Here is a 22751-nt window from a genome sequence, read left to right on the forward strand (position 1 = left end):
CGCGCATTACTGCGGCTTGAAGTCGAACGGGACCTCGATGCTGCCCGGCACCGGCTGGCCATTGCTCTGCGCCGGCTGGAAGCGCCAACGGCGCACCGCATCCGATGCGGCGCGATCAAGATCGCGTGAACCACTGCGCTCGATGATCGTCACGTTCGACGGGTAGCCGGTGGCATCCACATCCACGCGTACCACCACCGTGCCGGCATCGCCACGACGCAGCGCGGCCGGCGGATACGAGGGCGGCGGCGACTGGTCGGCGATCGGCTGCGGGCGGTCACCGGCAGCGGCGGCCACCGGGGCCTCGGTGGTCGGCGCAGCGGCTGCGGCCGGCGGCGGCGGGGGCGCGGTTTCCACCAGCTGCGGGGCTTCTTCGCCGGGCGGCAGCGGCTTGGCGTCGGGCATGTCGCTGGAGCCGGCCGCGGCGGGCAGGGGTTCGGGCAACGGCTCGATATCGGCCACCTGCTGCGGCGTTGCCGCCGGGCCGGCCTTGTAGAAGTCGTCGTTGCGGCTGCTCAGCCACACCACCAGGAACAACAGCACGCCAACGCCAAAGGCGATGCCGGCGATCATCAGGCTGCGCCGGGGCAGGTGGAAGGTGATGTTCTTGCCAGACGAGGAGCGGGAAGCGGACATGAGCCATACCGTAGTGAACCCCCCGATTCTGCCACGCCCGGAATGACTGAGGGGTACATGGCGGCCCCCGGGCGGCAGAAATCCGCATAACAGGCGATAATCCCCCTCCAGTCCCAACCCCATCGCACACGCCATGCTTGATCCAGCCCTGCTTCGCCAACACCCCGCCGACCTTGCCGAACGCCTGCGCTCCTCGCGCGGTTTCGAGCTGGATGTGTCCGGGCTGGAGTCGCTGGAAGCAGACCGCAAGCGCATCCAGGTGCGCACACAGGAACTGCAGAGCCTGCGCAACAGCCGCTCCAAGGCCATCGGCCAGGCCAAGGCCAAGGGCGAAGACGTCTCGGCGATCATGGCCGAAGTGGCCGCGTTCGCCGACGAGCTGAAGGCCTCGGAAGTGGCCCTGGACGAACTGCGCGACAAGATCGAAGCCATTGCACTGGGCATTCCCAACCTGCCGGGCGACGACGTGCCGGCCGGCGCGGACGAAACCGAGAACGTGGAGCAGAAGCGCTGGGGCACCCCGCGCAGCTTCGACTTCCCGGTGCTGGACCACGTGGAGCTGGGCGCCCGCAACCGTTGGCTGGACGCGGAAACCGCGGCCAAGCTGTCCGGCTCGCGCTTCACCGTGCTGCGCGGCCCGCTGGCCCGCCTGCACCGCGCGCTGGCCCAGTTCATGCTGGACCTGCACACCGACACCCACGGCTACCAGGAAACCAACGTGCCGGCGCTGGTCAACGCCGAGTCGCTGCGCGGCACCAGCCAGCTGCCCAAGTTCGAGGACGACCTGTTCAAGACCGCCGTGGGCGAGTCCACCCGGTACCTGATCCCGACCTCGGAAGTGCCGCTCACCAACATCGTGCGCGACGAAATCATCGACGCCGACCAGCTGCCGCTGCGCATGACCGCCCACTCGCTGTGCTTCCGTGCCGAAGCCGGCAGCGGCGGCCGCGACGTGCGCGGCATGATCCGCCAGCACCAGTTCGAGAAGGTGGAGCTGGTGGCTGCGTGCACCGCCGCGCAGAGCGAAGACGAACACCAGCGCATGACGCGCTGCGCCGAAGTGGTGCTGGAAACCCTGGGCCTGCCGTATCGCAAGGTGCTGCTGTGCACCGGCGACATGGGCTTTGCCGCAGTGAAGACCTACGACCTGGAAGTGTGGCTGCCCTCGCAGGACACCTACCGCGAGATCTCCTCGTGCTCCAACTGCGGTGATTTCCAGGCCCGCCGCATGCAGGCCCGCTGGCGCAACCCGGAAACCGGCAAGCCCGAACTGCTGCACACCCTCAACGGTTCCGGCGTGGCCGTGGGCCGCGCGATGATCGCGGTGATGGAGAACTACCAGAACGCCGACGGCAGCATTACCGTGCCGGATGCGCTGAAGCCCTACATGGGCGGTCTGGACACCATCGCCTGATCCACGAAAAACCCGCCGAACGGCGGGTTTTTTGTGCAGCACCTCGGGGGCTCTGCCGGGGCGATTCGGGCATTGCGTGCAGCCACCCATGGGGTGGCTCTACCCCTTCACCGGGGTTACATGGCCCGCAACACCCGCAACGGCACCCATCCTTCAACACCGCCGCCCACCGGTGCGCACCACGCCCAGCCGTTCAGCACGCGCCCACCCACCAGCACCTGGTCCGGGTCCACGTCCAGCTCGCGCGCGCAGTAGTCTTCCTTCGCAAAGGCATCGCCCTGCGCATCCCGCCCGATCACCTGCGCCGGCACCCAGCCCGGTGCCTGGTCGGCGGCTTCGCACAGGTACCAGTCGTCCCAGCCTTCCGCGCCTTCATAGCGCTCGCCCACCTGCAGCGCCTGGCCACGCGCCAGCGTGATGGGGTGGGGGAATTCGCTCCGGTGCGGAGCAACGACCAGATAGCGCATGCGGGCCTGTCCTGAACAAGTGAGCGGTCAGCGTAATGACGCCCACCGACCTTGCCCAGCACCTGCATCGCAGTTGCGCCATTGAAAAAGAAGATGGCCCCAAAAGGGGCCATCAGGCGCAACACCGGCGGGGGAGGGAGAACCGGTGCTGCGCGCCACGCCGCCACGACGAGGAGGAACGGCGCGGTGTTACAGCTTAGGCAGCGGCCAGCTCACGCGGCTGCGGCAGGGTGGCCAGCGCCTGGGCGATGGCATCGGTGCGGTGCTGCGGCGAATAGGCAATGCCCTCGGCGCGCACGAATTCCACATCGTCGATCCCGAAGAACGCGAACACCTGGCGCAGGTACGGGTCCTGGAAGTCGGTCGGCGCGCCGGTATGCAGGCCGCCGCGGCTGCTGGCCACGATCACGTGCTTGCCGCCGGCCAGGCCCACCGGGCCGGTGTCGGTGTACTTGAAGGTCTTGCCGGCCACCGCCAAGCGGTCGATCCACGCCTTGAGGGTGGAGGCCACGCTGAAGTTGTACATTGGGGAGCCGATAACCACCACGTCGGCGGCCAGGAACTGTTCCAGCACCAGCGCCGCGTCGGCGACTTCGGCCGCGTCGGTCTGGGCCAGCGAGCTGCTGCGCAGGTGCGCAACGGGCTGGGCGTCCAGGTCGCGATAGGTCACTTCCAGGCCCGGCACCTGGTCGCGCCACTGCTGGACCACGGCGGCCGAGAGCTGGCGGGAAACCGAGTTGTCGCCAAGGACGCTGGCATCGATGTGAAGAAGCTTCATGGCAATCACCTGTTATCTGGGGAGGGGCGGGCAAGGCGCCGCCGACGGAGAACAGGTTAGGTTGTTGCTTGGCTGGGATAAAGGTGGTTGAATACCACGTATTGTTCTATATCTGGAACTTCGGTATGCACGACCTAAACGATCTCTATTACTTCGCCATGGTGGTCGACCACGGCGGTTTTGCCGCGGCCGAACGCGCGCTGGGCATCCCCAAATCGCGCCTGAGCCGGCGTATCAGCCAGCTGGAAACCGACCTGGGCGTGCGCCTGCTGCAGCGCTCCACGCGTCGCTTCGCGGTGACCGACGTGGGCACCAGCGTGCACCGCCATGCCCAGACCATGCTGGCCGAGGCCCAGGCCGCACGCGAGGTGGTGGACAGGCTGAGCGCCGAGCCACGCGGCCTGGTTCGCGCCAGTGTGCCGGTCTCACTGGCGCAGATGCAGCTGCCCAAGCTGCTGCCCAAGTTCCTGGCCCAGTACCCGAAGGTGCGCCTGCAGCTGAACATCAGCAACCGCCGCGTGGACATCATCAATGAAGGCTACGACGTCGCCCTGCGCGTGCGCTCGCGGCTGGACGACGACGGCAGCCTGGTCATGCGCAGCTTCGGCCAGGTGCAGGAACTGCTGGTAGCCAGCCCGAAATACCTCGACCGCGCCGGCCGCCCCAAGGACCCGGACGAACTGGCCAACCACGTCACCCTGAGCATCAGTGAAGACGAAGCCCGCCAGCGCTGGGAACTGCACGGCCCGGAAGGCGCGGTACGCCGCGTGGACCTGCAGCCGCGCGTGGCCGGGTTCGACTTCCCGCTGCTGCAGAGCATGGTGAAGGACGGGTTCGGCATCACCATGCTGCCCGAAACCGTCTGCGCCGACGCCGTCCGCAGCGGCGAGCTGGAAGTGGTGCTGCCCGAGTGGTCGCTGCCGCAGGGCATCTGCCACGCCGTGTTCGCCTCGCGTCGCGGCCTGCTGCCGGCGGTGCGCGTGTTCATCGACTTCCTGGCCGAACACCTGCCGCCGCAGCTGGAGGCCTCGCGCCTGCATTGTGATGGCGCGTGTGAGCGGGCCAAGGAGAAGATCAAGGCCAGTGCGTTGGGTGCGTTGGCGGTGGATGCGGGCTGAGCCCGACAGCGGCCGGGTGGGCAAACCTCACCTGAAATGCGAGAATGCGACCCCCGGCCAGTGCCGGGGAGCCATGCCGGACGGGGCGCTGCCCCGACCGGACGCCCGGGTTGCAATGACCTGGGCACGCGGGGCGCGGAAAGCGCTACCGATACGGAGAGATGGCCGAGCGGTTTAAGGCACCGGTCTTGAAAACCGGCGAAGGGTCAAACCTTCCGTGGGTTCGAATCCCACTCTCTCCGCCACTGCTCCTGAATCATTGATTTGAGATCAACATCCTGATTTCGATGGGAAGGCAGGGGGCATGCAGACGAAACAAGTTGCGGCTACCGATCGTTTGCGATCGATAGGTATTCTTCCAGAACATTGGCGCGCTCGCAGAGACGGAAAATATCTCGCTGCATGACTTGAAAGCTGCTCACCGTTTCGCTGCCATAGAGTGACGCCTCGAAGGCATTGCTGGTGCTGTGGAAATCCAGCCAGTCGCGTTCGGCGCGGATCAGTTTTTCCTTGTCCGTACCACGCTGCTTGCTGAGTAGCGAACTGTAAGCGGTGTTCAATCGCGCGTCTTGTCGTTTCTTCTCCGCAGATTGACATTCAGCAAGGGCGATGGTGTCTGACTCCGCTTTTTCAACGCAGCCATAGAACACATTGCTGATGCCTGCGGGCGCTTGACGTTTGATGACCTGGGCGGTGCTTTCATACGCCTGCGCGCCCGATCCATACATAACGAGTGCAAGGCTGAGGATAAACGTTCTGGTTGGTGTTCTCATGCGGGGAGATTGCCGTCCGTAGGACGCGTCAAGAAAGAGTATTTTTGTTTGAAGCTTTCAGTTAGCGGATACGGACTGGGGGGCTGCATGCGCTGTACGAAGCCACGCAATTCCTGTCGACCTCTTCGCACTTTTGGATGCCGGATGCAATCGCTTCATCCACGGTCGCTCTGGACGCGATGTTGTACACCCGTTCGCCAACAATCATTGCTGTGCAGCCGTTCTTATACGAGTTCTCAATCTGGCAGCGGCCGCCGCCTTTCGACGCGCAGTCAGCCAACGCTGCTTGCTGTGCGGCAGGTTCACTTGGGAATCCGGTCGAGAAACCAAGAATGCCCTGTGGTTTGTCGCCGGCAATCGCACCCCAGCGGTCCTCCCACACAGGCGCTGGAGCACTTGGCACTTGCTGTTGTCCTCTGCCGTTACCAGGGATGGGAGCACATCCTGCAGCCGCGCGTCCGCCAATCGGGTAAAAACCTGCCGGGCAGTTTCCTTCGGCATGCGCGCCAGCGCTGACGCACGAAAACAAAAGTAGTGCGCCTAAAACACTGATGCGCTTCAAGTACGAACTCCTTCGCTTTGGTATGGCCCGATGGCATCCCAAGCGGGCGATGGATTGGACGGTTGACCCCTCTGCCGCCAACGTATCGTGACCCTGTTACTGGCGAGTGTAATTGATCACATGGTCAGGAAACAACGCTTCATAAAAAGTGGTGGGAATGCCCAGGACGCTGATCTCGATGCAATCAGGCAAAAGATCTTCAGTGCAGTCAAGAATGGCGATTGCCATGGATGGAACAACCAAGCCTGCTTCGGTTTTCACTGAAAGGGTCAAGCCGGACTGGTCGACGTGATTTGTGCGGCACTCGTTTTGAATGGCGAGATACCCAGCGGTTGGCTCGAACTGGCCGAAAGCAACGCCCATGGGAGGATCTCCACTCTCCAGCGACGAGTAGCCAACCAACGTCATTCCGCTATAGATCGAGAATCGCGCCATCTGATCGCCAGCCTGGATTCACTTGGCCGCAAGGGATGCCTGAAGCGCCGCAGCCAACGCGGCGTCACCGTTGACCAGCTCCATCCACTGCAGCTCCACTCCCTTTCTCCGCCCTTTCAGCACGAGCTTGAGCCCGCTCGGGTCGATGGTCAGTGTGTAGGTGTCGTCGCCGACCTGCAGTTCTCTACGGATCGCTTTGTCGAGAGGCGTCATTTCCAGCTCCTGCTTAAAGGGTTGGACGGAGAAGGAAGACGCTGGCGCTGCAGAACGCCTGCGCCCTTGCAGCCGCAATCAGCCCGGGTAGGTCGGGAATCGCTCGCCGGGGTGCCGCTTCTTCCACTCGGTATGGGCGACGGTGCCTTCCCAGGCGAGGAATGCTGCTGGCGGGCGTCCTCGTCCCGACCACGTCTCACCACTGAAGGGCAGCCAGAACCGCGGCGGCAGGTCTTCTTTTGGAGCCTTGGGTGCCTTCGGAACCTTGGGAACCTTGGCCTGTTTGGGTGGCTTCGGATGGGCGCTCGCGCCGATCGCCTCGCGGATCCTGCGCTGCTGCGCAGGGCTGAAATCCTCGAAGTAAGCGCTCAGGAGCAGATTGACGCGCTTGTAGGCTTCCTTGGTCGCTGCACTGAGAAGTGCCTTGTCCGTTGCTGTTCCCGACGAGATCGCGCCGGCAGGGAGGTCCAGCAGCGACGCGGAGGGATTGTTCGAGGTATTGCGGGGCATGGGGGTCGGGATCTGTGCAGAGCTGGCGCCCAAGATACCAAATGGCTGGACGATCACGTCAGGCGGCCTCAGCGATTGGACCGCAGGCAGCTGGGCACCGGCAGGCCGTTCCTGGTCAGGCGACAGGACGACAGTCAGCCAGCGTTGCCTCCGTATCGCGCCATGCGACGCCCCGTATTCACCATGGACCCATGACGAAAGCAGACATCGGAAAGGCGCGCTGGGCGCGCGCACGGGCGGCTTCGCTGTGGCTGCAGGCCGACGCACTGGACCTGCAGCGGGGTGGCGACTGGCGGGCGAGGGCGAGTCGACGCGCTGCCGCCGATCGCCTTCGAACAGAGGCGGCGCGCTTCGATGGGATCGCCAACCGGCTGCAGCCCGTGGACGACGCCCAGGCGGCTTGAGCGACCGCCAAGCTCACCCCTATGGCGAGGCCAAGGCGCGCCCGCGCCGAGTCGCCCCAGGCGAGTGCCCCATCACGCGTTTGTAGGCGCGACTGAAGGCTGCCTGCGACGCGTAGCCGAGACGCTCTGCCACGACCTCGATGGAGAGGCTTTGGTGGGTCAGCCATTGGCTGGCCAACTGCATGCGCAGCTCCGTCACATACCGCAGGGGCGCGGTTCCAATGACGGTCTGGAACCGGTCTGCAAAGACAGAGCGTGAGATGTTGGATTCTGCCGCCAGCGCTTCGACGGTCCAGTCACGCCCAGGGTCTCTGTGCAGGGCAAGCAACGACAGCGATAGACGGGGGTCGCGCATGGCCATGACCAAGCCGGATGCGCCGTCGCAACCGCGCTCGACCCAGTCACGGACGATCATGGCGGCAACGGCATCCGCCAGCCGGGCGAGTATGCCTGCAAAGCCAATACGTCCGGAACACACCTCGCGCTTCATCGCGTCGACCATCGGCAACAGCCCGGGAAACTGAGCGGCGTTGCCATCGGCCAACATCACCGCCGGCATCACCTTGCTCAACCCTTGCATGCCCCCCAGATCGACCACCATGCATCCGTGGAAGAGCACGGCGCTTGGCACGGCATGGGTGCTCGGGCATGTGTCTATGCCACTCACCGTGTCACCCAATGGGGCGGCGTCTATCGTTTCCAGGCACTGGACGGGATGGTCCTCGCCCGACAGCAGCGCGTGGCCTTCTCCGCGGGGAAGAAGGACCACATCCCCGGCAGAGAGAAGGTGTTGGCTGCCGTCCGCGCCGCGAAGAATCGCGGTGCCCACGGCCAGGTAATGGAAGTAGGCATGCCCTGGCTTCGGGGGAAATCCAAGCCCAAAGGTCGGCCCGGTCTGAATGCGCCGGTATTGAACGCCATGCAGCCGCATGCCGGTCAGCAGCTCGCTGATCAGGTCGGAGGGCTGGGGTGGAGCGTGGCTCATGTAGACGGTCCGGGGTTTCGATCAAAAGGACAGGTTGAACAATCATAGATCATCCTGACATGGCTCCCTAGACTCTCGGCTGCACGAATGCACTGGGATCTTTGATGAGCAATAACGTAGTGGATGTCGCAGGCGCGCCTGATTCTGTGACCCGGGAGAGCGGGGAGCCGTCTTCACCGGCATGGGTGGCCGTGTTTTCGCTGGCCATGGGTGTCTTCGGGCTGCTCACGGCCGAATATCTGCCTGCGAGCCTGTTGACGCCGATGGCGGCGGACCTGGGGGTGTCGGAGGCGCTGGCCGGTCAAGCGGTGACGGTCACTGCGGTTGTGGCCCTGTTCGCTGGCCTGCTTGTGCCTCGGCTGACCCGGTCGATCGACAGGCGCCTAGTACTGTTGAGTTTCACGGGTCTGATGATCCTCTCCAACGCCTTGGTGGCGTTGTCGTACAGCATGGGCGTCCTGCTGGTGATGCGCGTCCTTCTGGGCGTCGCGCTGGGCGGTTTCTGGAGCATGGCAGCGGCCGTGGCCATGCGGTTGGTGCCGCCGCAGCGCGTGCCTCGCGCGCTGTCCATCATCTTCAGCGGCATTGCGGTGGGCACGGTGGTGTCCGTTCCGTTGGGGAGCTACCTCGGCGGGCTGCTGGGCTGGCGCAGCGCCTTCTGGGCGGCGACGGCGGTAGGTGGACTCACGTTTGCGTTCCAGTGGTTCACGCTGCCCCGAATGGCCCCGCGCAAGGCGGCGCTTCCGGAGTCGGTGGCGGGTCTCTTGCGCCGGCCGGGCGTTGCGGTGGGCATGCTCGGCTGCGTTCTGGCGCACACCGGTCAGTACGCGCTCTTCACTTATATCCGCCCGACGCTGGAAAGCCTGGGGCAGATGAGCGCCGATGGCCTGGCCCTGATTCTGCTCGGATTCGGTGTGGCGAACTTCGTTGGCACCCTACTGGCCGGCTGGCTCATGGAGCGCAGTTTGAAAGTTACGTTGGTGGTCATGCCTGCCCTGGTGGGCGTAGCCGCGCTCGGCATGCTCCTGTTGCCGGTGGGCGTGGGCGGGCTGGCGATCCTGGTCGCGCTCTGGGGCCTGGCCTTCGGCGGCGTGCCCGTTGCCTGGTCAAGCTGGGTCGCCCGTGCGGTACCCGATCAGGCCGAGAGTGCCGGCGGGATGGTGGTCGCTGCTGTGCAGTCTTCCATCGCGGCGGGGGCCGCCTTGGGTGGCCTGGTGTTCGGGCTTGGGGGCATCGTTGCCGTCCTCACCGTTGCTGCGGTGGTGATGCTGCTGGCCAGCCTGCTCATTGCGCTTCGGGTCAGGGTGAGCTCGGCGACGGTCTCGGCGGGTCCGGCCTTTCACATCTAGCCGTCCTCCCCCCTGAGTGGCAGGGGGATCAGCCCGAATGGCGAAAAGGAGAAGGGGCAGTACGCTGGCTATCCCGGATGGATGGCCCTCAACCAGGTCAGAGGCTGTGTAGAGGTTGCCATGTGACGTGCGACGCGGCTCCGCAGGTGGACCAAAAGCGCGCCGGCCAATCCGGCATCGTCCAGAGCGTAGGTGCCGGCGACAAAGACAAGCCCGGCGATAGAGTGACGGTGACGAGCATGCTCCCTGCGCTCGGCTTGATTGTCCTTGGTTGCTTGGCGATGAGTCGTCATGAAGAGCCGGGCATATCCACTTCCTGGAGTGCCATGGCTTACTCTTGCATTCTGTCTAGGGGAGTAGAAAATGGCTTGGATGATTCGATCCCTGCGGCTCCTTTGACCAAGTCGAACACCACTCCCACGTCTTTGAACACTTGAATGCCTGGCAATCAGTCCATCTTGAGAGTTCGATGGCGTTGGGTTGGGCTGTCTTGGCTCGTGCTCGCGTTTGCCTACACACCTGCCGTCGTCTTGACGAGCCCATCAGATGGCGCGCGGAGCGCTTCGGATATCCTGCATGCCTTCTTGTTTCTCGTCGGCAGCTACACGCCATGGGCATTGGCCACCCCCATGCTGTTCGGTCTCTCAGAGCGATGGATCATCGGAGCTGGCCGGTCTGCTTACCACCTGATTTGGGTTGCATTGTTCGGTCTTCTAGCGATTCCCCTTCTAACAGGGGCGGGCTGGGGATTGGGGCATGGCGTCTTGAATATGTTCGGACTTGCTGGGCAAGGGCAGTTGGATCTGCGCAGCAGTCAGCGTGCTTTGGTGGCCACCGCTCTATTTGCCATACCGCTTTACCTGGCTGTCATGGGGGTAGGGCAGCTGTTGGCCCATACGGCCCTGAAAAGCGAGCGAGAGAGCCTTCTGGCGCGTTTGAACGAAGAAGCATTGAGATCACGGCTACACCAGCACTTCATCTTCAACGCGCTCAATGCCATCGGCGAGCTTGGATATCATGATGCTCCCAAAGCTGACCGGGCCTTGGGTCATGTCGCAAACTTGCTTCGAGCGTTGCTGGAAAGCGCTCCTGCGGTGGCTTTGAGGGACGAGATTGGGGCATGCGCTGAGTTCATCGAATTGCATCAGGTGCTATCCGGCAACATTACGTTCGTTGCGGAGATCGAGCCCGGTGCTTGGGACGCATCCGTCCCTTCGATGGTGTTGCAGCCGCTTTTAGAGAATGCCATCCAACACGGCGCGGATACTGACGGGGCAGTCGAGATCAATATTGGGGCCAACCTTCAAGACGGGGACCTTGTCATCAGTGTGGTGAACTCGGTCAACAGGCGCTCATCTGGCGGTCTGGGCATTGGCTTGGACCACCTCAGGAAACGATTGGTACTGGCGCACGGGGCGGGGGCATCGTTGACGACTCAATGTGAGAAGAATCGGTTCATTGCTTCAATCCGTCTCCCGCTGATGGAACACTATCAACCGTGATTCGCACGCTGATTGTTGACGACATTTCTCTTGCGCGAGCGCGACTCATTCGGTTGCTGGCGAGCGAACCTGACGTCACGATCGTAGGGGAGGCATCAACGTTGGAAGCTGCGCTTGAGCGCGCGAACTTTGGAGATGTCGATCTCATTCTTCTCGATATCGGGCTGCCGGATGGCAGCGGCTTGGATCTCGTGCAGCATCTTGAGGAACTGGTGCCGCACATCGTCTTCATCACCGCATACAGTGCACACGCCGTTCGCGCCTTCGAGACCGGGGCGTTGGATTACCTGTTAAAGCCGGTGGACCCAGATCGCCTGCAGTTGGCCATGCGCCGTGTCCGGGAGCGCCTCGATGGAAAGGTCGAGCGCACCGTGCGTCTAGCGGTTCAATCGGGCGATCGGACGGTCTATCTGTTGCCGGCAGACATTGACTATGTCGACGTAGCTGGCCATTACGTGTGCATCCATGTGGGAAAGGATACGTATTTGCGCCGCGATAGCATGGCAAGTCTTGCGGAGGCGTTGGAACCAAGTGGGTTTCTCCGTATCCACCGATCCTCATTGGTGAATGTAAGGCGCATCGCAGCACTTCGTTCCGCGCGAAACCAGGACGCTCTCTTGGAACTCACTGACGGCACGATCCTTCGGGTCAGTCGACAGTTCCGAACACAGCTCGAAGCCAGTTTGCCGCGATTGCCGTAGATGTCTGCACGATTGGTGCCACGTGGAGCACGGCTCACGCCAAAGTCCGTCTCAGGGATGCGTCCTGCCCGCACGCTTTGAGGTCTCCCTCAGAGCGCCACCTCGATGCGTCGATTCGCCCTCCTATCGCTTCTTTTGGCTTACGCCAATAGTTACGCCGCGACGCTTAACATCATCTCGGCAGACAGTCGAGCTGACGCGCCACTGGGGGTGTCTGTCTCAGGCGTGCGGCCCACGGATGTCGTTGAGCTCAGGCTGGCCATGCGTGACTCAAAGGGCACCCGCTGGCGCTCCAACGCGGTTTATCGAGCGGATCTGGAAGGCAGGGTTGACCCCTCGACGACGGCCGCCGAGGCGGGTAGCTATACGGGAGTCGATCAGACCGGGCTGTTCTGGTCGATGAAGCCGGACGGTCCAGGAAGACCTTCGCCTTTCCCCATCAAAAGGAGGGATGGAGACCTGCGATTCGAGCCTGCGATTTTCACGCTCGAAATGGTTATTGAAGGAAACGTCGCGGAAACCGTCGAACTCCGCCGCTGGATCGACGGCGAAGACGTCTCCGCGTTCACTGTGGAGTCTCCTGGCCTGGTCGCCAACATCTATGCACCCAGGGGAGTGCTGACAGACGGCCGCCGTCATCCCGTCGTCATTACGCTCGGTGGCTCCGAGGGTGGCATTGAGAGCGCAAACATGTATGCCGCCTGGCTTGCCTCTCATGGGTTCTTGGCCATGTCAGTGGCCTACTACCGCATGCCTGGCTTGCCTAAGGACCTCGTGCGGGTTCCGATTGATCCTGTGTCGGTGGCTGTGGATTGGCTGGAAGAGCAAAGCTACGTCGACGCGTCTGGAATAGGTGTGTTGGGAGGGTCCTGGGGCGGCACGATTGCCATGGCGGCCGCGTCGCATGATCAGCGCCTGCGCGCCGTGGTCTCGATAGTGGGAAGTCCCGCGCCCTTCCGCGGCATACGGCGCGATATCGCACCGGCTGACTTCCGTGCGGTCGATGAGCCCGGTCTGACGTTGAAGGGGAACGATCTGCCCTTCCTGCCGTATAGGGAGGATTCGCGATGGCTTGATGAGGAAGACGCTACGGCGCAGTCGGCGTTGAAATCTGCCATGTTGCCGATCGAGAATATCAACGGCCCGCTCATGCTCGTGGCGGCTGGAGACGATCGGCTTGGTTTCTCTGGTGAGATGGCGGCGGTGGCGAGTCGCTATTTGGCGAAGCATCATCGTGATAAGTCGGACGAGATCGTCTATTTCAGTGATGCCGGGCACTTGATCTCCCCGTTCTGGCAGCCAACCTCCTATCGACACGACCTGGGTCCTTACCTGCAAGTGGGCGGCACCCCCACGGGCTATGCGCGCGCAGATCGCGAGGGGGGTGCGGCTGTCATCCGGTTCCTGCGATCGGCACTGAAAAGTGACCGTGATTCGCTCCCCGCGTCGAAGTGAACGAATAGGCAGTTCACCCTGCGCAGGCCGAGCGCTAAGCTCTCGGGCTCTGCGGTTGACCGGGTTTTTGGAGAAACACGTGATCCCCAACGTTTTGAGCATTGCAGGAACAGACCCCACCGGCGGCGCCGGCATTCAAGCAGACCTTAAAGCGTTCTCAGCGCTGGGTGCGTATGGCATGACCGTCATTGCTGCCGTTGTCGCCCAAAACACCCAAGGTGTCCGGCGATTTGTAGCACTTGACCCCGATTTCGTGCGGGCGCAGCTTGAGGCTGTCTTCGATGACGTGCGCGTGGATGCAATCAAAATTGGCATGGTTGCCAACGCGGGCGTTGCCCGAGCTATCGCGAAGACGCTCCGTGAGCGTGCCACGTGCCCTATTGTCCTGGATCCAGTGATGGTGGCCAAAAGTGGTGACCGCCTCTTGGAGGAAGACGCGGTTGCGGTGCTGAGGGATGAGCTGCTTCCGCTATGCACGATCGTCACTCCCAACTTGCCCGAGGCCAGCGACTTGCTTGGTGTGCCCGAGGCCGCCAGCATTGAGCAGATGCATCACACCCTGGATGCAATGGTGAAGCTTGGGAGCGAGTGGGTGCTGTTGAAGGGTGGACACCTGAAGGGTGATGAGAGCACTGACCTGCTGGCCGGAAATGGAGGGAGGTGGACCTTCAACGCCCCGAGGATCGCCACGCGAAACACGCATGGAACGGGCTGTACGCTATCTGCGGCACTTGCCGCGTTGATTCCCAAAATGCCTGTAGCTGATGCAGTCGGGGAGGCGAAGGCCTATCTAAGCGGTGCTATAAGCTCAGCTCAGGAGCTCGACGTAGGCCAGGGGCAGGGCCCTGTCCACCACTTCCACGCCTTGTGGCGTTAGTCGCTCCACGGGACTGAGACGGCTCCCCAGGTGACGACCGACCTTAGACACGAAGAATCCCTATGCAGAACACCTCTGATTCGACAGTGCCCTCAAGCCCGCACATCCGCATAGCGATGCCCATCAGGCTGCTCCTGGTGGCATGTGTGCTTGCATTGTCATATTTCCCGTGGCTTCCATTCCCGTGGCGCATGCCCCTGGTCGGTCTGCTAGGCGTGACGTTGGTTTGGATGGAGACGCGCTCATCATCCTCTTGCGGGCTACACCTGCGATCTTTCGGCCAAACGCTGGTGTGGATGGCCTTGCTGGTCGGGATTGTTGTTGGCCTTGTCGACCCGCTCATTCAACCTCTCGTGGATCAGCTGACGGACACGAAGGCCGACTACAGCGGCTACGGGCCCTTGCTTGGCAATTTGCCTGCTGCAATGACGCTTGTTGCTGGCGCGTGGCTTAGTGCAGCAGTCGGCGAGGAGCTTGTCTTTCGCGCGTTCCTCATGCACCAGCTTCACGTGCTCTTCGCTTTGCTGCCCGGCCGCATATATTTCGCGTCGTTGACTGGCGGACTGGTCTTCGGTCTCATGCATGCAAATCAAGGGCTGTCGGGGATCGTCGTGACCGGTCTGGTCGGTGCACTCTTTGGGTTTGCCTACCTCCGATCTGGACGCAACCTCTGGTCGCTCGTGTTGGCGCACGGCTTGATCGACACGTGGGGAGTGATGACGCTATACCTTGGTTGGTATTGATCAAGGTGGCTGTGGGGCAGGGGTTGATCGACGGATGACTCTCTCACGGTAAGTTGCTCGAACGGATACTGGTTGTCCGCGGTGGGGCGCGACAGCACCGAATGTGCGCGCTCAGAGGTCGCGGCGACTGGCCGCTGGTCGACGGCCGAACGCTCGGGCACCAGGCCACCAGCCATGGATCAACGGATTACACTGATTGCGCAGTCAGGTTGCCATTGGGGGAGGTGGGGTGCAGTTCATGGATGTGAACAAGACGACAGCTCTGACCGTCATTCCGTCCCATTCAGCTGCATCCAGAAAGGCGTCCTGATCGTATAAAGGGGTTGAATTCGAATGCGCTGCTCCTTCGGCCGTTGACTGCCATCCAGGCAGCGCCCCTCGCGCCACGGACATCGCCCTTTTCAGGTTGCTCGAATGATCTCCGTTCCTCCCTCACAAAGCCACGAGCTGAAGCAATGGGTCGCCGAAATGGATGGCGTGGCCAGACGCCAGGATCGCGATTGCTTCATGAGGATCTACGACTATTTCATGCCGCGCCTTTGCCGATACCTGAGTGGGTTGGGGGCCCCCCCGGTCGTCGCAGAAGACCTGGCCCAGGAAGCGATGCTCAAGCTGTGGAATGGCGCCGAGCGTTACGATCCTGCTAGAAGCGGGTTGGGCACCTGGCTCTATCGCGTCGCCCGGAACCTGCACATTGATCGGGTCCGGCGTGAACACATATGGGTGCATGCCCAGGATGTCGTGGACCAGGCCGCGGAGCACGACGTTCAACAGGATTCTCTGGCGGAGCTGCACGCTGAACAGGTGCGGCTCAGGCAGTGCCTGGGCGAACTGTCTGCCGCACAAGCGCGGTTGATTCGCATGTCCTACTTCGAAGCAAAAACCCACACTGAGATTGCCAAAGAACTCGGCATGCCGTTAGGCACCGTCAAGTCGCACATACGCCGTGCCTTTCTTCAGCTTCAGTCATCAATGGGAGAGCAGCGATGAGTCCCCGTCACCATCTGGATCCGGCCACCGTCCTGGGTTTTGCGGCGGGTTCACTGGGCCCTGAGATGTCCGTTGTTGCGTCGGCCCATATGGAGTCGTGCGGCCACTGCCGTCAGCAGTTGCGGTTGGCTGAAAGGATCGGTGGCCTGCTCCTGGATCAGCAGGCGTGCCCCGTGCCCGGGAAAGACACGCAAGCCGCCTTGCGCCAGGCGATGGTGGACAAGCTCGACCGCATTCCCGCTTCGAGAGGCGAGCAAGGCCTCTCCCCCATGGGGGAGAGGCCCGCACGCGATGACGTGGACCGTCTGCCTGCAGCGCTTCAGCCCCATTTTGGATCGTCCTACCGGTCACTGAAATGGAACTGGATGGCACCTGGCGTGCACTGCATCAGGGCACCCGGCCTTCCTTCTCTCATCATGATGAAGATAGCCCCCGGCAAATCCCTGCCCATGCACAGCCACGGAAACAGTGAGCTGACGCAGATTCTCCAAGGGGCCTACGATGACGCGCTTGGGCATTTCGCACCCGGGGATGCGGCAGACCTGGGCGAAGATGTGGAGCACCAGCCCGTGACGACCCCGGGTGTCGCCTGCATCTGTGTCTGCGCGCTGGATGCCCCGCTGGTCTTCAGGGGGTGGATCGCCCGGAAGCTGCAGAAGGTGCTGAACCTGTAGTCGCGCCGAGGTTCACGAGGCGCTGCCAGCCGGGAACCGCCTTGACCAATACAGCATCAAGGGCCGCTCCGGAGCGGCCCTTGATAGTGAACGATGGCAGGTCGCCATGGTCAGTAGGCGAGGTGTTCGCTCTTCACGCTACTGGGCAGCGACAGCACGCAGGTAAGGTGCCGTAGCTCGAGGCGCTATCGCCCTATAGATCTTGAACACCGACACCGCCTCGCGAAGCCCAGACGCCTGAGTCTCCAGCTCTGTGGCCGCTGCGGCGGCTTCTTCCACCAGAGCCGCATTCTGCTGCGTGGTCTCATCCATACGGCCGATGGTCCCGTTGACCTGTTCGATGCTGGACGATTGCTCCCGCGACGCGGACGAAATCTCCTGCATGATGCTCGTGACCCGTTGAACGCTTGAAACCACTTCGTCCATTGTGGAACCTGCCGTGGTGACAAGGGTGGAGCCCTCGGCGATCCTTGCGCCGGCATCATCGATGAGGTCCTTGATCTCTTTGGCCGAACTGGCCGCCCGTTGCGCCAGGCTGCGCACTTCCGATGCCACCACCGCGAAGCCCCGGCCCTGATCGCCCGCACGTGCGGCCTCCACGGCTGCGTTCAGGGCAAGAATGTTGGTCTGGAAGGCGATGCTGTCGATGACCGAGGTGATCTCCGCGATCCGCCGGGAAGAGGATTCGATGCCGGCCATCGTGCTCACGACCTCACCCACGATCCGACCACCACGGCCGGCGACCGCCGCGGCCTCGATCGCCAGGCGATGGGCCTCGTCGGCAGAGGATGCGTTCTGTTTGACCGTGGAGGTCAGCTCCTCCATCGACGCGGCGGTTTCCTCCAGGCTTGCGGCTTGCTGCTCGGTTCGCTGTGACAGGTCCCGATTACCGTTGGACAGTTCGGTTGCTGCGCCAGTGATGGCCTCCGATGCGCTGTGGATGCGGCGGACGATATCGGCCAGATTGGTCGCGGTCTTGTTTGCATCCGCGCCCATGGTGGCGAACACGCCCCTGAAGTCTCCCTCCATGCGCGCGCCCAGGTTCCCGGAGGCCACCGTGTTGAGGAATGCGGAGAGGTCGGCGAGATTCTGCTCGGCAATGCCCATAAGGCCGTTGAGGTTCTCCACCATGGTCCTGAAGTCATACTGATAGTCGCTGGGCGTGCCACGTGCCGAGAAGTCTCCCTCGGACGCCGCCTGCGTGAGCTCACGTATGTCACGACTGATGGAGGACAGGTTGGCCTTCACCTGGTCCATGGTCTCGGTAATGATCGCCTTCTCGCCGGGAAGTCGCTCCATGTCGCCGGAGAGGTCGCCCACAGCGTAGCGGCCAATCAAACGCACCAGCTGCATCTTGATGGAAATATGCGCGGCAACGATGGCATTGGTGTCGCTGACCATGACACCAAACTCGCCCGGATAAGCCTCGGGATTCATCCGGTGGCTGATCTCGCCAAGCGCGTGCCGATGGGTCATCTCCCCCAGGTCAGAGATCACGCTTCTGACGCGCTGGCGCATCTGCTCCATGGCGAGCAGCAGTTGGCCTGCTTCGTCGCGTCGATCGGAGACCAGCGGGGTATCCAACCTGCCTTCGCTGACATCCTTTGCGGCCCGTAGGGCCATGCCCATCGGGCGGACCACGCTGCGCGTCAACGCGACGGCAATAAGGCTGCCCAGCACCAATGCCAGAAGCGTCGCGCCGATCATGAGCATCGCAAAACCACGCGTCGTTGCCGTCAGCTGCGAGGACGTGGCGGCGGTCTTTGATTCCTGCAGGTCGATGAATGCGTTGATCGATGACAGCCACGCGACGAATGCCGGCTTCGCCTGGCTGAGCATCAGCGACTTTGCCGCTTCGAAATCGCCCGCATCGCGCAGCGCGATGACACGCGAGAGCAACGGCAGCGCGTTGGCTTCATTGGTCTCGATCCGCTTCAACAGCGCGGTCTCTTTGGCATCTGTGCTTGAGGCCAGCATCGCCGACATGGGTGCTGCAGAGGCTGCGTAGTCACGCGCCAACGCGTCGATGCCCTGAATGGATTCCGTCCTACCCTGGCTGTCATCGGACAGCACCACGTCACGCAGGGCGATGGCGCGGTCATGCACGCTGCCCCTGAGATTGATGGCCATGCGCTGCTTGACGCTGTTGACCTCGTTGATCGAATGGAGGTCCCGTTCGATAAGGTTGACCCTATGGATTCCGATGACGGCGATGATGACCATCAGGCCAATGACAGCAGCGAAGCCGAGTGCCATGCGCTGGCCAATGCGCAGATTCCTTACGAATTGCATGGTGGAGTCCTAAGGCGAACGTACGAGTCAGGGAGGTGGGTGTTCGTTTCTGCAGTGCTGCATGTCAACGCATTGCCTGGAGGGTGTTACGTGTAGGTGCGACGTGCAACGCGCTGCTGGCGTGGTGCGAACTCACTTGCGATCAAACGGTGCGGCTGGATGGGGGTCACCTTTTCGCTCTGCGTCTGAGCGTGGCCCGCCGGACTGACGTGCTCGGCGACGGGCTCGAACAGCTCCGCTACCTTCAGGGCGGGCGCAGGCGCGGCTAGCAGGTAGCCCTGAATCTGATCAAAGCCCAGGCCCTTCAGGACATCGAGCTGCTCCTGGCGTTCGACACCTTCGGCAACCGTGAGGTAGCCCAGTTCATGGGCCAAGTGGTGGATGGCGGAGACCTTGGCTCTCGAACGCGGATCCGTGGCAACGTAATCGATCAGCGATTTGTCGAGCTTGATCGTGTGGACCGGAAGGTCGGACAGGTAGCTGAAGTTGCTGTAGCCACTGCCGAAGTCATCTATGGATATTCTGACCCCAGCACCTGCCATGGCGGCAATCTGTCCAACCGCAGTGGAGTTCGGGATGAGCCACTCACCCTCGGTGATCTCGAACTCGATCATCGAGAACGGGATGGCCCTGCTGGAGAGCTTCTCGGCGATGGTGTCCCACGCGCCAACGCTGGAGAGAAAGCCGCTGGAGATATTGATGGACAGGGGAATCTGCCGCCGTTGCGCCAGCCATGCCTGAAGCTGATCCAGCGCACTGTCCAGCACCCAGTCCGTCACCAGGTCCATCAATGCCGTTCGCTCGAATATCGGTATGAACTCGCGGGGGCTGATGGCGCCGAGAGTAGGGTGGGTCCAACGAATCAGCACTTCCACCGAGACCGGCTTGAGCCCCTGGGCGCCGAACCGCGGCTGGTACTCGAGATGAAAGTCGCCATCGAGAAGTCCCTGCTTCGCGTCCGACGCAAGCTGGTAGCCACGGTGAATCTGCGCGTCGCGACCTTCGGAGTACCAGAGAAATGACTGGCGGGCATCGAACGCGCCGTGGACGCTGACAAGCAGCTTGCGCAGGAGGTCGTGGCTGCTTTGATCGTCATCGACAACAGCGCAGATGCCGGCGTGGAAGCTCGGTGACATGGGAACTGCAGCCGCCATGAGCGGGCGCAGCATCTTGTCCCTCAGCTCCAGAATCAGGTATTCGAGGTGCTGGGCTGAGGGCACGTTGACCACAAACGCGAACTGGGTGACGCCCACGTGGTAGATCGTGGCAATCCCCTCCAGGGCCGCGCGCAGCCGTACGCCGGCGCGCCGGATCAGGACCTCCATGGGCTGCAGCCCGAGTACTTGCCCTACCTCCGTCGCACGCGGAAGGTCGAGGACATCTACCGCCACTGCGTAGCGTGTTCCGGATGGCGTGCGCGCGAGGATCCCGGGATAGTCGGCATGGAGCTGGTGGCGGCTGGGCAGGCCGCTGACAGGATCCAGGCGGCCGGACATGTTGCGCAGCTCCAGCTGTGCCATCACAAGGTGCGCCAGCGCCGACAATTGCTCCTGGTCGATGTACGGGAAGTCGCGGGGCTCCCTGTCCATGATGCAGAGCGCGCCAATGACCACCCCGTTCTTTGCGATCAAGGGGGCGCCTGCATAGAAGCGAAGATGCGGCGCGTCGGTGACCAGCGGATTGTTCTGGAAGCGCGGATCGGCCATCAGATCGGAGACCACAAGCACGCCATTGGCCGTCATCGCGTGCGCGCAGATGGAGGCGCGGATGCTTGTTTCCTGCACCGGCAATCCAATCTGCGAGACGAAGTGCTGCTTCACATCCCCCAGGATGGAGACGAACGCGACAGGTACGTTGAAGGCATAGCTCGCAAGGCGCGTGATTCGGTCCAGCGACGGTACGGTGTCTACGTCAGCGACCTGCATCGCGCTGAGGGCTGCCCGTCGTTCGTCTTCTGGGGTAACTGGAGGGCACATCGGAGCTCGGTCGCAGGAAGGGGGGATGGTCAAGGGCACCCACGGGGGTTCATTCCGTGTTTCGCTCAACAGCCACCGTTGTACGAACGCAGTGGGCGTTTGGATTCAGTGCCTTGCATCTGCGCTGTCAGATGTTCAGGACGGGCGTCGGTTTTACAGCAGCCATTGCGGCGCGCGCGACGTATGGGTGACGCTGCGGGTCATGGTATTGACGCATCAGGTCAGGGGGGTGACGCAGAATGTCGCGCGGCGCGTCGGCCGGAATGGTCATCGGCGACACGTCGGCAAGGTGCTCGTTGCTTGCCAGTGGTGTTTCGCACCACTGCGCGAATGGCGGCTGCGGTCCTTACGTCTGCGTTTTGTAGCGGCAGACTTCAAGGAGCCAGGCGAGTTCACCGTCATTCTCCAGGCGACCAGGGACCAACCCTGAGGTCATTCTTCCCTGGCCAGTTCTTGCTGCCGAACGTGTCGGATTTCTGGCTAGCCGTGATGGGATTGATTCGATGCGTTGCCGCCCCGTTCGGTTGACGGCCGTGGCAGGGCCTATGCCAGCGGGTCAGCGCACCGGCAACCGACGTGGACCGAGGGCCGGCCGATGCGCGTGCTTATCCTGTCGAGCAATGGCGCTGTGTGAGCACCGCTACTTCATGGCCTCAAGCGGCACCAGCGACGCCCACACCAGCAGCAGGGCCAGCCACAGCCAGCGCCAGCGACCCATGCCGTGCCACGCCGTGCGCCAGGGGCCGGGTAGCTTTTCATGACTCATGTCTGCCGCCTTTTGGCTGCTGATCGCAGCGAATCCACTGTGCGAAGTCCGTAGAGATACACGCCGGTGAAGCACAGCCCGGTCAGCAGCGTGCCGGCCAGCAACCAGAGCAGTCGGATGGGCCAACCGCCGAAGCTGCCGAAGTGCAGGGGATCGGCCATTTCGGCGATGCGCTGATGGACCCCCAGCGCACGGCCGTCATGCATGCCGATCACCTGCCCAGTGTGCAGGTCTACGGCGATATTGTTCGCCCGTTCCCGCACCAGCCAGGCGTCGGCCTCCCCCAGGAAGAGGATGCTGCCGCCATCGCGTGCGGGGATGGCGCCGAGGATGTCGAGGCGCGGCCATTGCTGGCGAACGCTCTGCACCGCAGCGTCCACGGCGGCCGGATCTACGGCGGCAGCGCGGTCATCGCCCTTGGCCAGTCGCATGGTCGGCGCGGCCGGGGCATCGCCGCCGAGCGATTCGATCAGGTACCACGCCCCGGTCACCCCGATCAGCAGCAGAAACCAGAGTGACCACACCCCGGCCAAGCGATGGACATCGCCCCACAAGCGGCGCGGTCGTGAGGGGTCGGGCCGTTTGAAGAAACCGCGCCACCACTTCTTGTAGATGTACAGGCTGCTCAACAGCGACAGCAGCAACGGGATGGACAGCGCCGCTACCAGCGGCACGCCCCAGGCCACCGGCAGCATCAGGTGGCGATGGGTGTTGCGCAGCAGACGCTGCGTATTGAACCAGCCCGTGTCGCCGGTCACCTGCGCGGTGTAGGGGTTGATCCAGACAAAGCGCCGCTTGCCATCGGGCAGGCGCATCTGCGCACGCGCCGCGAACAGGCGCGTGTGGCCGGCGGAGATCCCTTCCAGTTCCCAGTCCGGATGTGCCGCCTGCGCGGCATGGATGACCGGCCCCCAGCCGGCGTGCTCACCACCATCGGCCACGCGCATGGGGGCGTGCAGCAGCCAGTCGATCTCCTGCGAGAACACCGCCAGCGTGCCGGTAAGGCAGACAAAGCCCATGAACAGGCAGAGCTTCAGACCCAGCCAACTGTGCAGGTCGAACCACAGCCGGCGCCCACTCCCGCTGCGCGCAGGGCGGTTGGGGTGCGCTGGCGTAGGCTGGCGCATGGGC

25 protein-coding genes and 1 tRNA gene are annotated in these 22751 nt (G+C 63.0%); 13 read left to right on the forward strand and 13 right to left on the reverse strand.

Annotated elements, in window-relative coordinates; genetic code table 11:
* Positions 1–6 precede the first annotated feature (6 nt).
* Positions 7–636 carry an energy transducer TonB gene (locus DX03_RS07805; RefSeq protein ID WP_038687740.1) on the reverse strand — a complete coding sequence of 210 codons (630 nt, stop codon included), beginning with the start codon at positions 634–636 and terminating at the stop codon, positions 7–9.
* 133 nt (positions 637–769) lie between these two features.
* On the opposite strand from DX03_RS07805, the gene serS reads away from it, so the two are divergent.
* Positions 770–2050, forward strand: coding sequence for a serine--tRNA ligase (gene serS / locus DX03_RS07810; protein WP_038687741.1), 1281 nt, complete (start codon positions 770–772; stop codon positions 2048–2050).
* 116 nt (positions 2051–2166) lie between these two features.
* Here serS and DX03_RS07815 read toward each other — a convergent pair whose 3' ends face one another.
* Together DX03_RS07815 and DX03_RS07820 are read right to left on the reverse strand one after the other, a co-directional pair.
* Entirely contained in the window at positions 2167–2517 is a 351-nt protein-coding gene (locus DX03_RS07815; protein ID WP_038687743.1) for an SH3 domain-containing protein, read from the reverse strand.
* A 196-nt stretch (positions 2518–2713) separates the two neighbouring features.
* Complete coding sequence (locus tag DX03_RS07820) at positions 2714–3295, reverse strand: FMN-dependent NADH-azoreductase (protein ID WP_038687745.1); 582 nt, start codon at positions 3293–3295, stop codon at positions 2714–2716.
* 125 nt (positions 3296–3420) lie between these two features.
* Here DX03_RS07820 and DX03_RS07825 point away from each other — a divergent pair, with 125 nt between their 5' ends.
* Both DX03_RS07825 and DX03_RS07830 read left to right on the forward strand, forming a co-directional pair.
* A complete protein-coding gene (locus DX03_RS07825) occupies positions 3421–4413 on the forward strand; it encodes a LysR family transcriptional regulator (protein ID WP_038692047.1) in 993 nt (330 codons plus the stop codon).
* 155 nt (positions 4414–4568) lie between these two features.
* Positions 4569–4658: transfer RNA gene (locus DX03_RS07830), tRNA-Ser, on the forward strand.
* 81 nt (positions 4659–4739) lie between these two features.
* Here DX03_RS07830 and DX03_RS07835 read toward each other — a convergent pair.
* The 5 genes from DX03_RS07835 to DX03_RS07850 form a co-directional block, all read right to left on the reverse strand.
* Positions 4740–5186 (reverse strand): lysozyme inhibitor LprI family protein, encoded by a 447-nt coding sequence (locus tag DX03_RS07835; RefSeq protein WP_038687747.1) that lies wholly within the window; start codon positions 5184–5186, stop codon positions 4740–4742.
* Positions 5187–5247: 61 nt separating this feature from the next.
* Positions 5248–5748 carry a DUF4189 domain-containing protein gene (locus tag DX03_RS20660; protein WP_081797182.1) on the reverse strand — a complete coding sequence of 167 codons (501 nt, stop codon included), beginning with the start codon at positions 5746–5748 and terminating at the stop codon, positions 5248–5250.
* 96 nt (positions 5749–5844) lie between these two features.
* Complete coding sequence (locus DX03_RS07840) at positions 5845–6183, reverse strand: hypothetical protein (RefSeq protein ID WP_219335247.1); 339 nt, start codon at positions 6181–6183, stop codon at positions 5845–5847.
* Positions 6184–6201: 18 nt separating this feature from the next.
* Positions 6202–6396: a hypothetical protein gene (locus tag DX03_RS07845; RefSeq protein WP_038692051.1), complete on the reverse strand. Its 195-nt coding sequence runs from the start codon at positions 6394–6396 to the stop codon at positions 6202–6204.
* 78 nt (positions 6397–6474) lie between these two features.
* Complete coding sequence (locus DX03_RS07850; protein WP_081797321.1) at positions 6475–6906, reverse strand: H-NS family nucleoid-associated regulatory protein; 432 nt, start codon at positions 6904–6906, stop codon at positions 6475–6477.
* Between the two features lie 191 nt (positions 6907–7097).
* Between DX03_RS07850 and DX03_RS07855 the strand changes: the two genes are divergently transcribed.
* Complete coding sequence (locus DX03_RS07855) at positions 7098–7310, forward strand: hypothetical protein (protein WP_038687749.1); 213 nt, start codon at positions 7098–7100, stop codon at positions 7308–7310.
* 19 nt (positions 7311–7329) lie between these two features.
* On the opposite strand, the gene DX03_RS07860 is transcribed toward DX03_RS07855, so the two are convergent.
* Positions 7330–8295 carry an AraC family transcriptional regulator gene (locus DX03_RS07860; protein WP_038687751.1) on the reverse strand — a complete coding sequence of 322 codons (966 nt, stop codon included), beginning with the start codon at positions 8293–8295 and terminating at the stop codon, positions 7330–7332.
* 104 nt (positions 8296–8399) lie between these two features.
* On the opposite strand from DX03_RS07860, the gene DX03_RS07865 reads away from it, so the two are divergent.
* The 8 genes from DX03_RS07865 (at position 8400) to DX03_RS07900 (ending at position 16586) form a co-directional block, all read left to right on the forward strand.
* Positions 8400–9644, forward strand: coding sequence for an MFS transporter (locus tag DX03_RS07865; protein WP_038687754.1), 1245 nt, complete (start codon positions 8400–8402; stop codon positions 9642–9644).
* Positions 9645–10141: 497 nt separating this feature from the next.
* Positions 10142–11146: a sensor histidine kinase gene (locus tag DX03_RS07870; protein WP_038687756.1), complete on the forward strand. Its 1005-nt coding sequence runs from the start codon at positions 10142–10144 to the stop codon at positions 11144–11146.
* Positions 11143–11847, forward strand: coding sequence for a LytR/AlgR family response regulator transcription factor (locus tag DX03_RS07875; protein WP_038687758.1), 705 nt, complete (start codon positions 11143–11145; stop codon positions 11845–11847). Before DX03_RS07870 ends, DX03_RS07875 begins: the two co-directional genes overlap by 4 nt.
* Positions 11848–11952: 105 nt before the next feature.
* Positions 11953–13302, forward strand: coding sequence for an acyl-CoA thioesterase/BAAT N-terminal domain-containing protein (locus DX03_RS07880; protein WP_051598780.1), 1350 nt, complete (start codon positions 11953–11955; stop codon positions 13300–13302).
* A gap of 79 nt (positions 13303–13381) precedes the next feature.
* Positions 13382–14179 (forward strand): bifunctional hydroxymethylpyrimidine kinase/phosphomethylpyrimidine kinase, encoded by a 798-nt coding sequence (thiD, locus tag DX03_RS07885; protein WP_038692057.1) that lies wholly within the window; start codon positions 13382–13384, stop codon positions 14177–14179.
* A gap of 191 nt (positions 14180–14370) precedes the next feature.
* Complete coding sequence (locus DX03_RS07890) at positions 14371–14922, forward strand: CPBP family intramembrane glutamic endopeptidase (RefSeq protein ID WP_038687760.1); 552 nt, start codon at positions 14371–14373, stop codon at positions 14920–14922.
* A 414-nt stretch (positions 14923–15336) separates the two neighbouring features.
* A complete protein-coding gene (locus DX03_RS07895; RefSeq protein ID WP_038687762.1) occupies positions 15337–15912 on the forward strand; it encodes a sigma-70 family RNA polymerase sigma factor in 576 nt (191 codons plus the stop codon).
* Positions 15909–16586 carry a ChrR family anti-sigma-E factor gene (locus DX03_RS07900; RefSeq protein WP_038687764.1) on the forward strand — a complete coding sequence of 226 codons (678 nt, stop codon included), beginning with the start codon at positions 15909–15911 and terminating at the stop codon, positions 16584–16586. Before DX03_RS07895 ends, DX03_RS07900 begins: the two co-directional genes overlap by 4 nt.
* Positions 16587–16724: 138 nt before the next feature.
* Here DX03_RS07900 and DX03_RS07905 read toward each other — a convergent pair whose 3' ends face one another.
* Together DX03_RS07905 and DX03_RS07910 are read right to left on the reverse strand one after the other, a co-directional pair.
* Entirely contained in the window at positions 16725–18878 is a 2154-nt protein-coding gene (locus DX03_RS07905; protein ID WP_051598781.1) for a methyl-accepting chemotaxis protein, read from the reverse strand.
* A gap of 86 nt (positions 18879–18964) precedes the next feature.
* A complete protein-coding gene (locus tag DX03_RS07910) occupies positions 18965–20803 on the reverse strand; it encodes an EAL domain-containing protein (RefSeq protein ID WP_081797184.1) in 1839 nt (612 codons plus the stop codon).
* 76 nt (positions 20804–20879) lie between these two features.
* Here DX03_RS07910 and DX03_RS21140 point away from each other — a divergent pair, with 76 nt between their 5' ends.
* Entirely contained in the window at positions 20880–21284 is a 405-nt protein-coding gene (locus DX03_RS21140) for a hypothetical protein (protein ID WP_185753484.1), read from the forward strand.
* A 210-nt stretch (positions 21285–21494) separates the two neighbouring features.
* On the opposite strand, the gene DX03_RS21485 is transcribed toward DX03_RS21140, so the two are convergent.
* Both DX03_RS21485 and DX03_RS07915 read right to left on the reverse strand, forming a co-directional pair.
* Positions 21495–21620, reverse strand: coding sequence for a hypothetical protein (locus DX03_RS21485; protein WP_280512940.1), 126 nt, complete (start codon positions 21618–21620; stop codon positions 21495–21497).
* Entirely contained in the window at positions 21617–22747 is a 1131-nt protein-coding gene (locus DX03_RS07915; protein ID WP_051598782.1) for a PepSY-associated TM helix domain-containing protein, read from the reverse strand. Before DX03_RS07915 ends, DX03_RS21485 begins: the two co-directional genes overlap by 4 nt.
* Between the last annotated feature and the right edge of the window lie 4 nt (positions 22748–22751).

It is taken from the genome of Stenotrophomonas rhizophila, assembly GCF_000661955.1.
GTDB lineage: Bacteria > Pseudomonadota > Gammaproteobacteria > Xanthomonadales > Xanthomonadaceae > Stenotrophomonas > Stenotrophomonas rhizophila.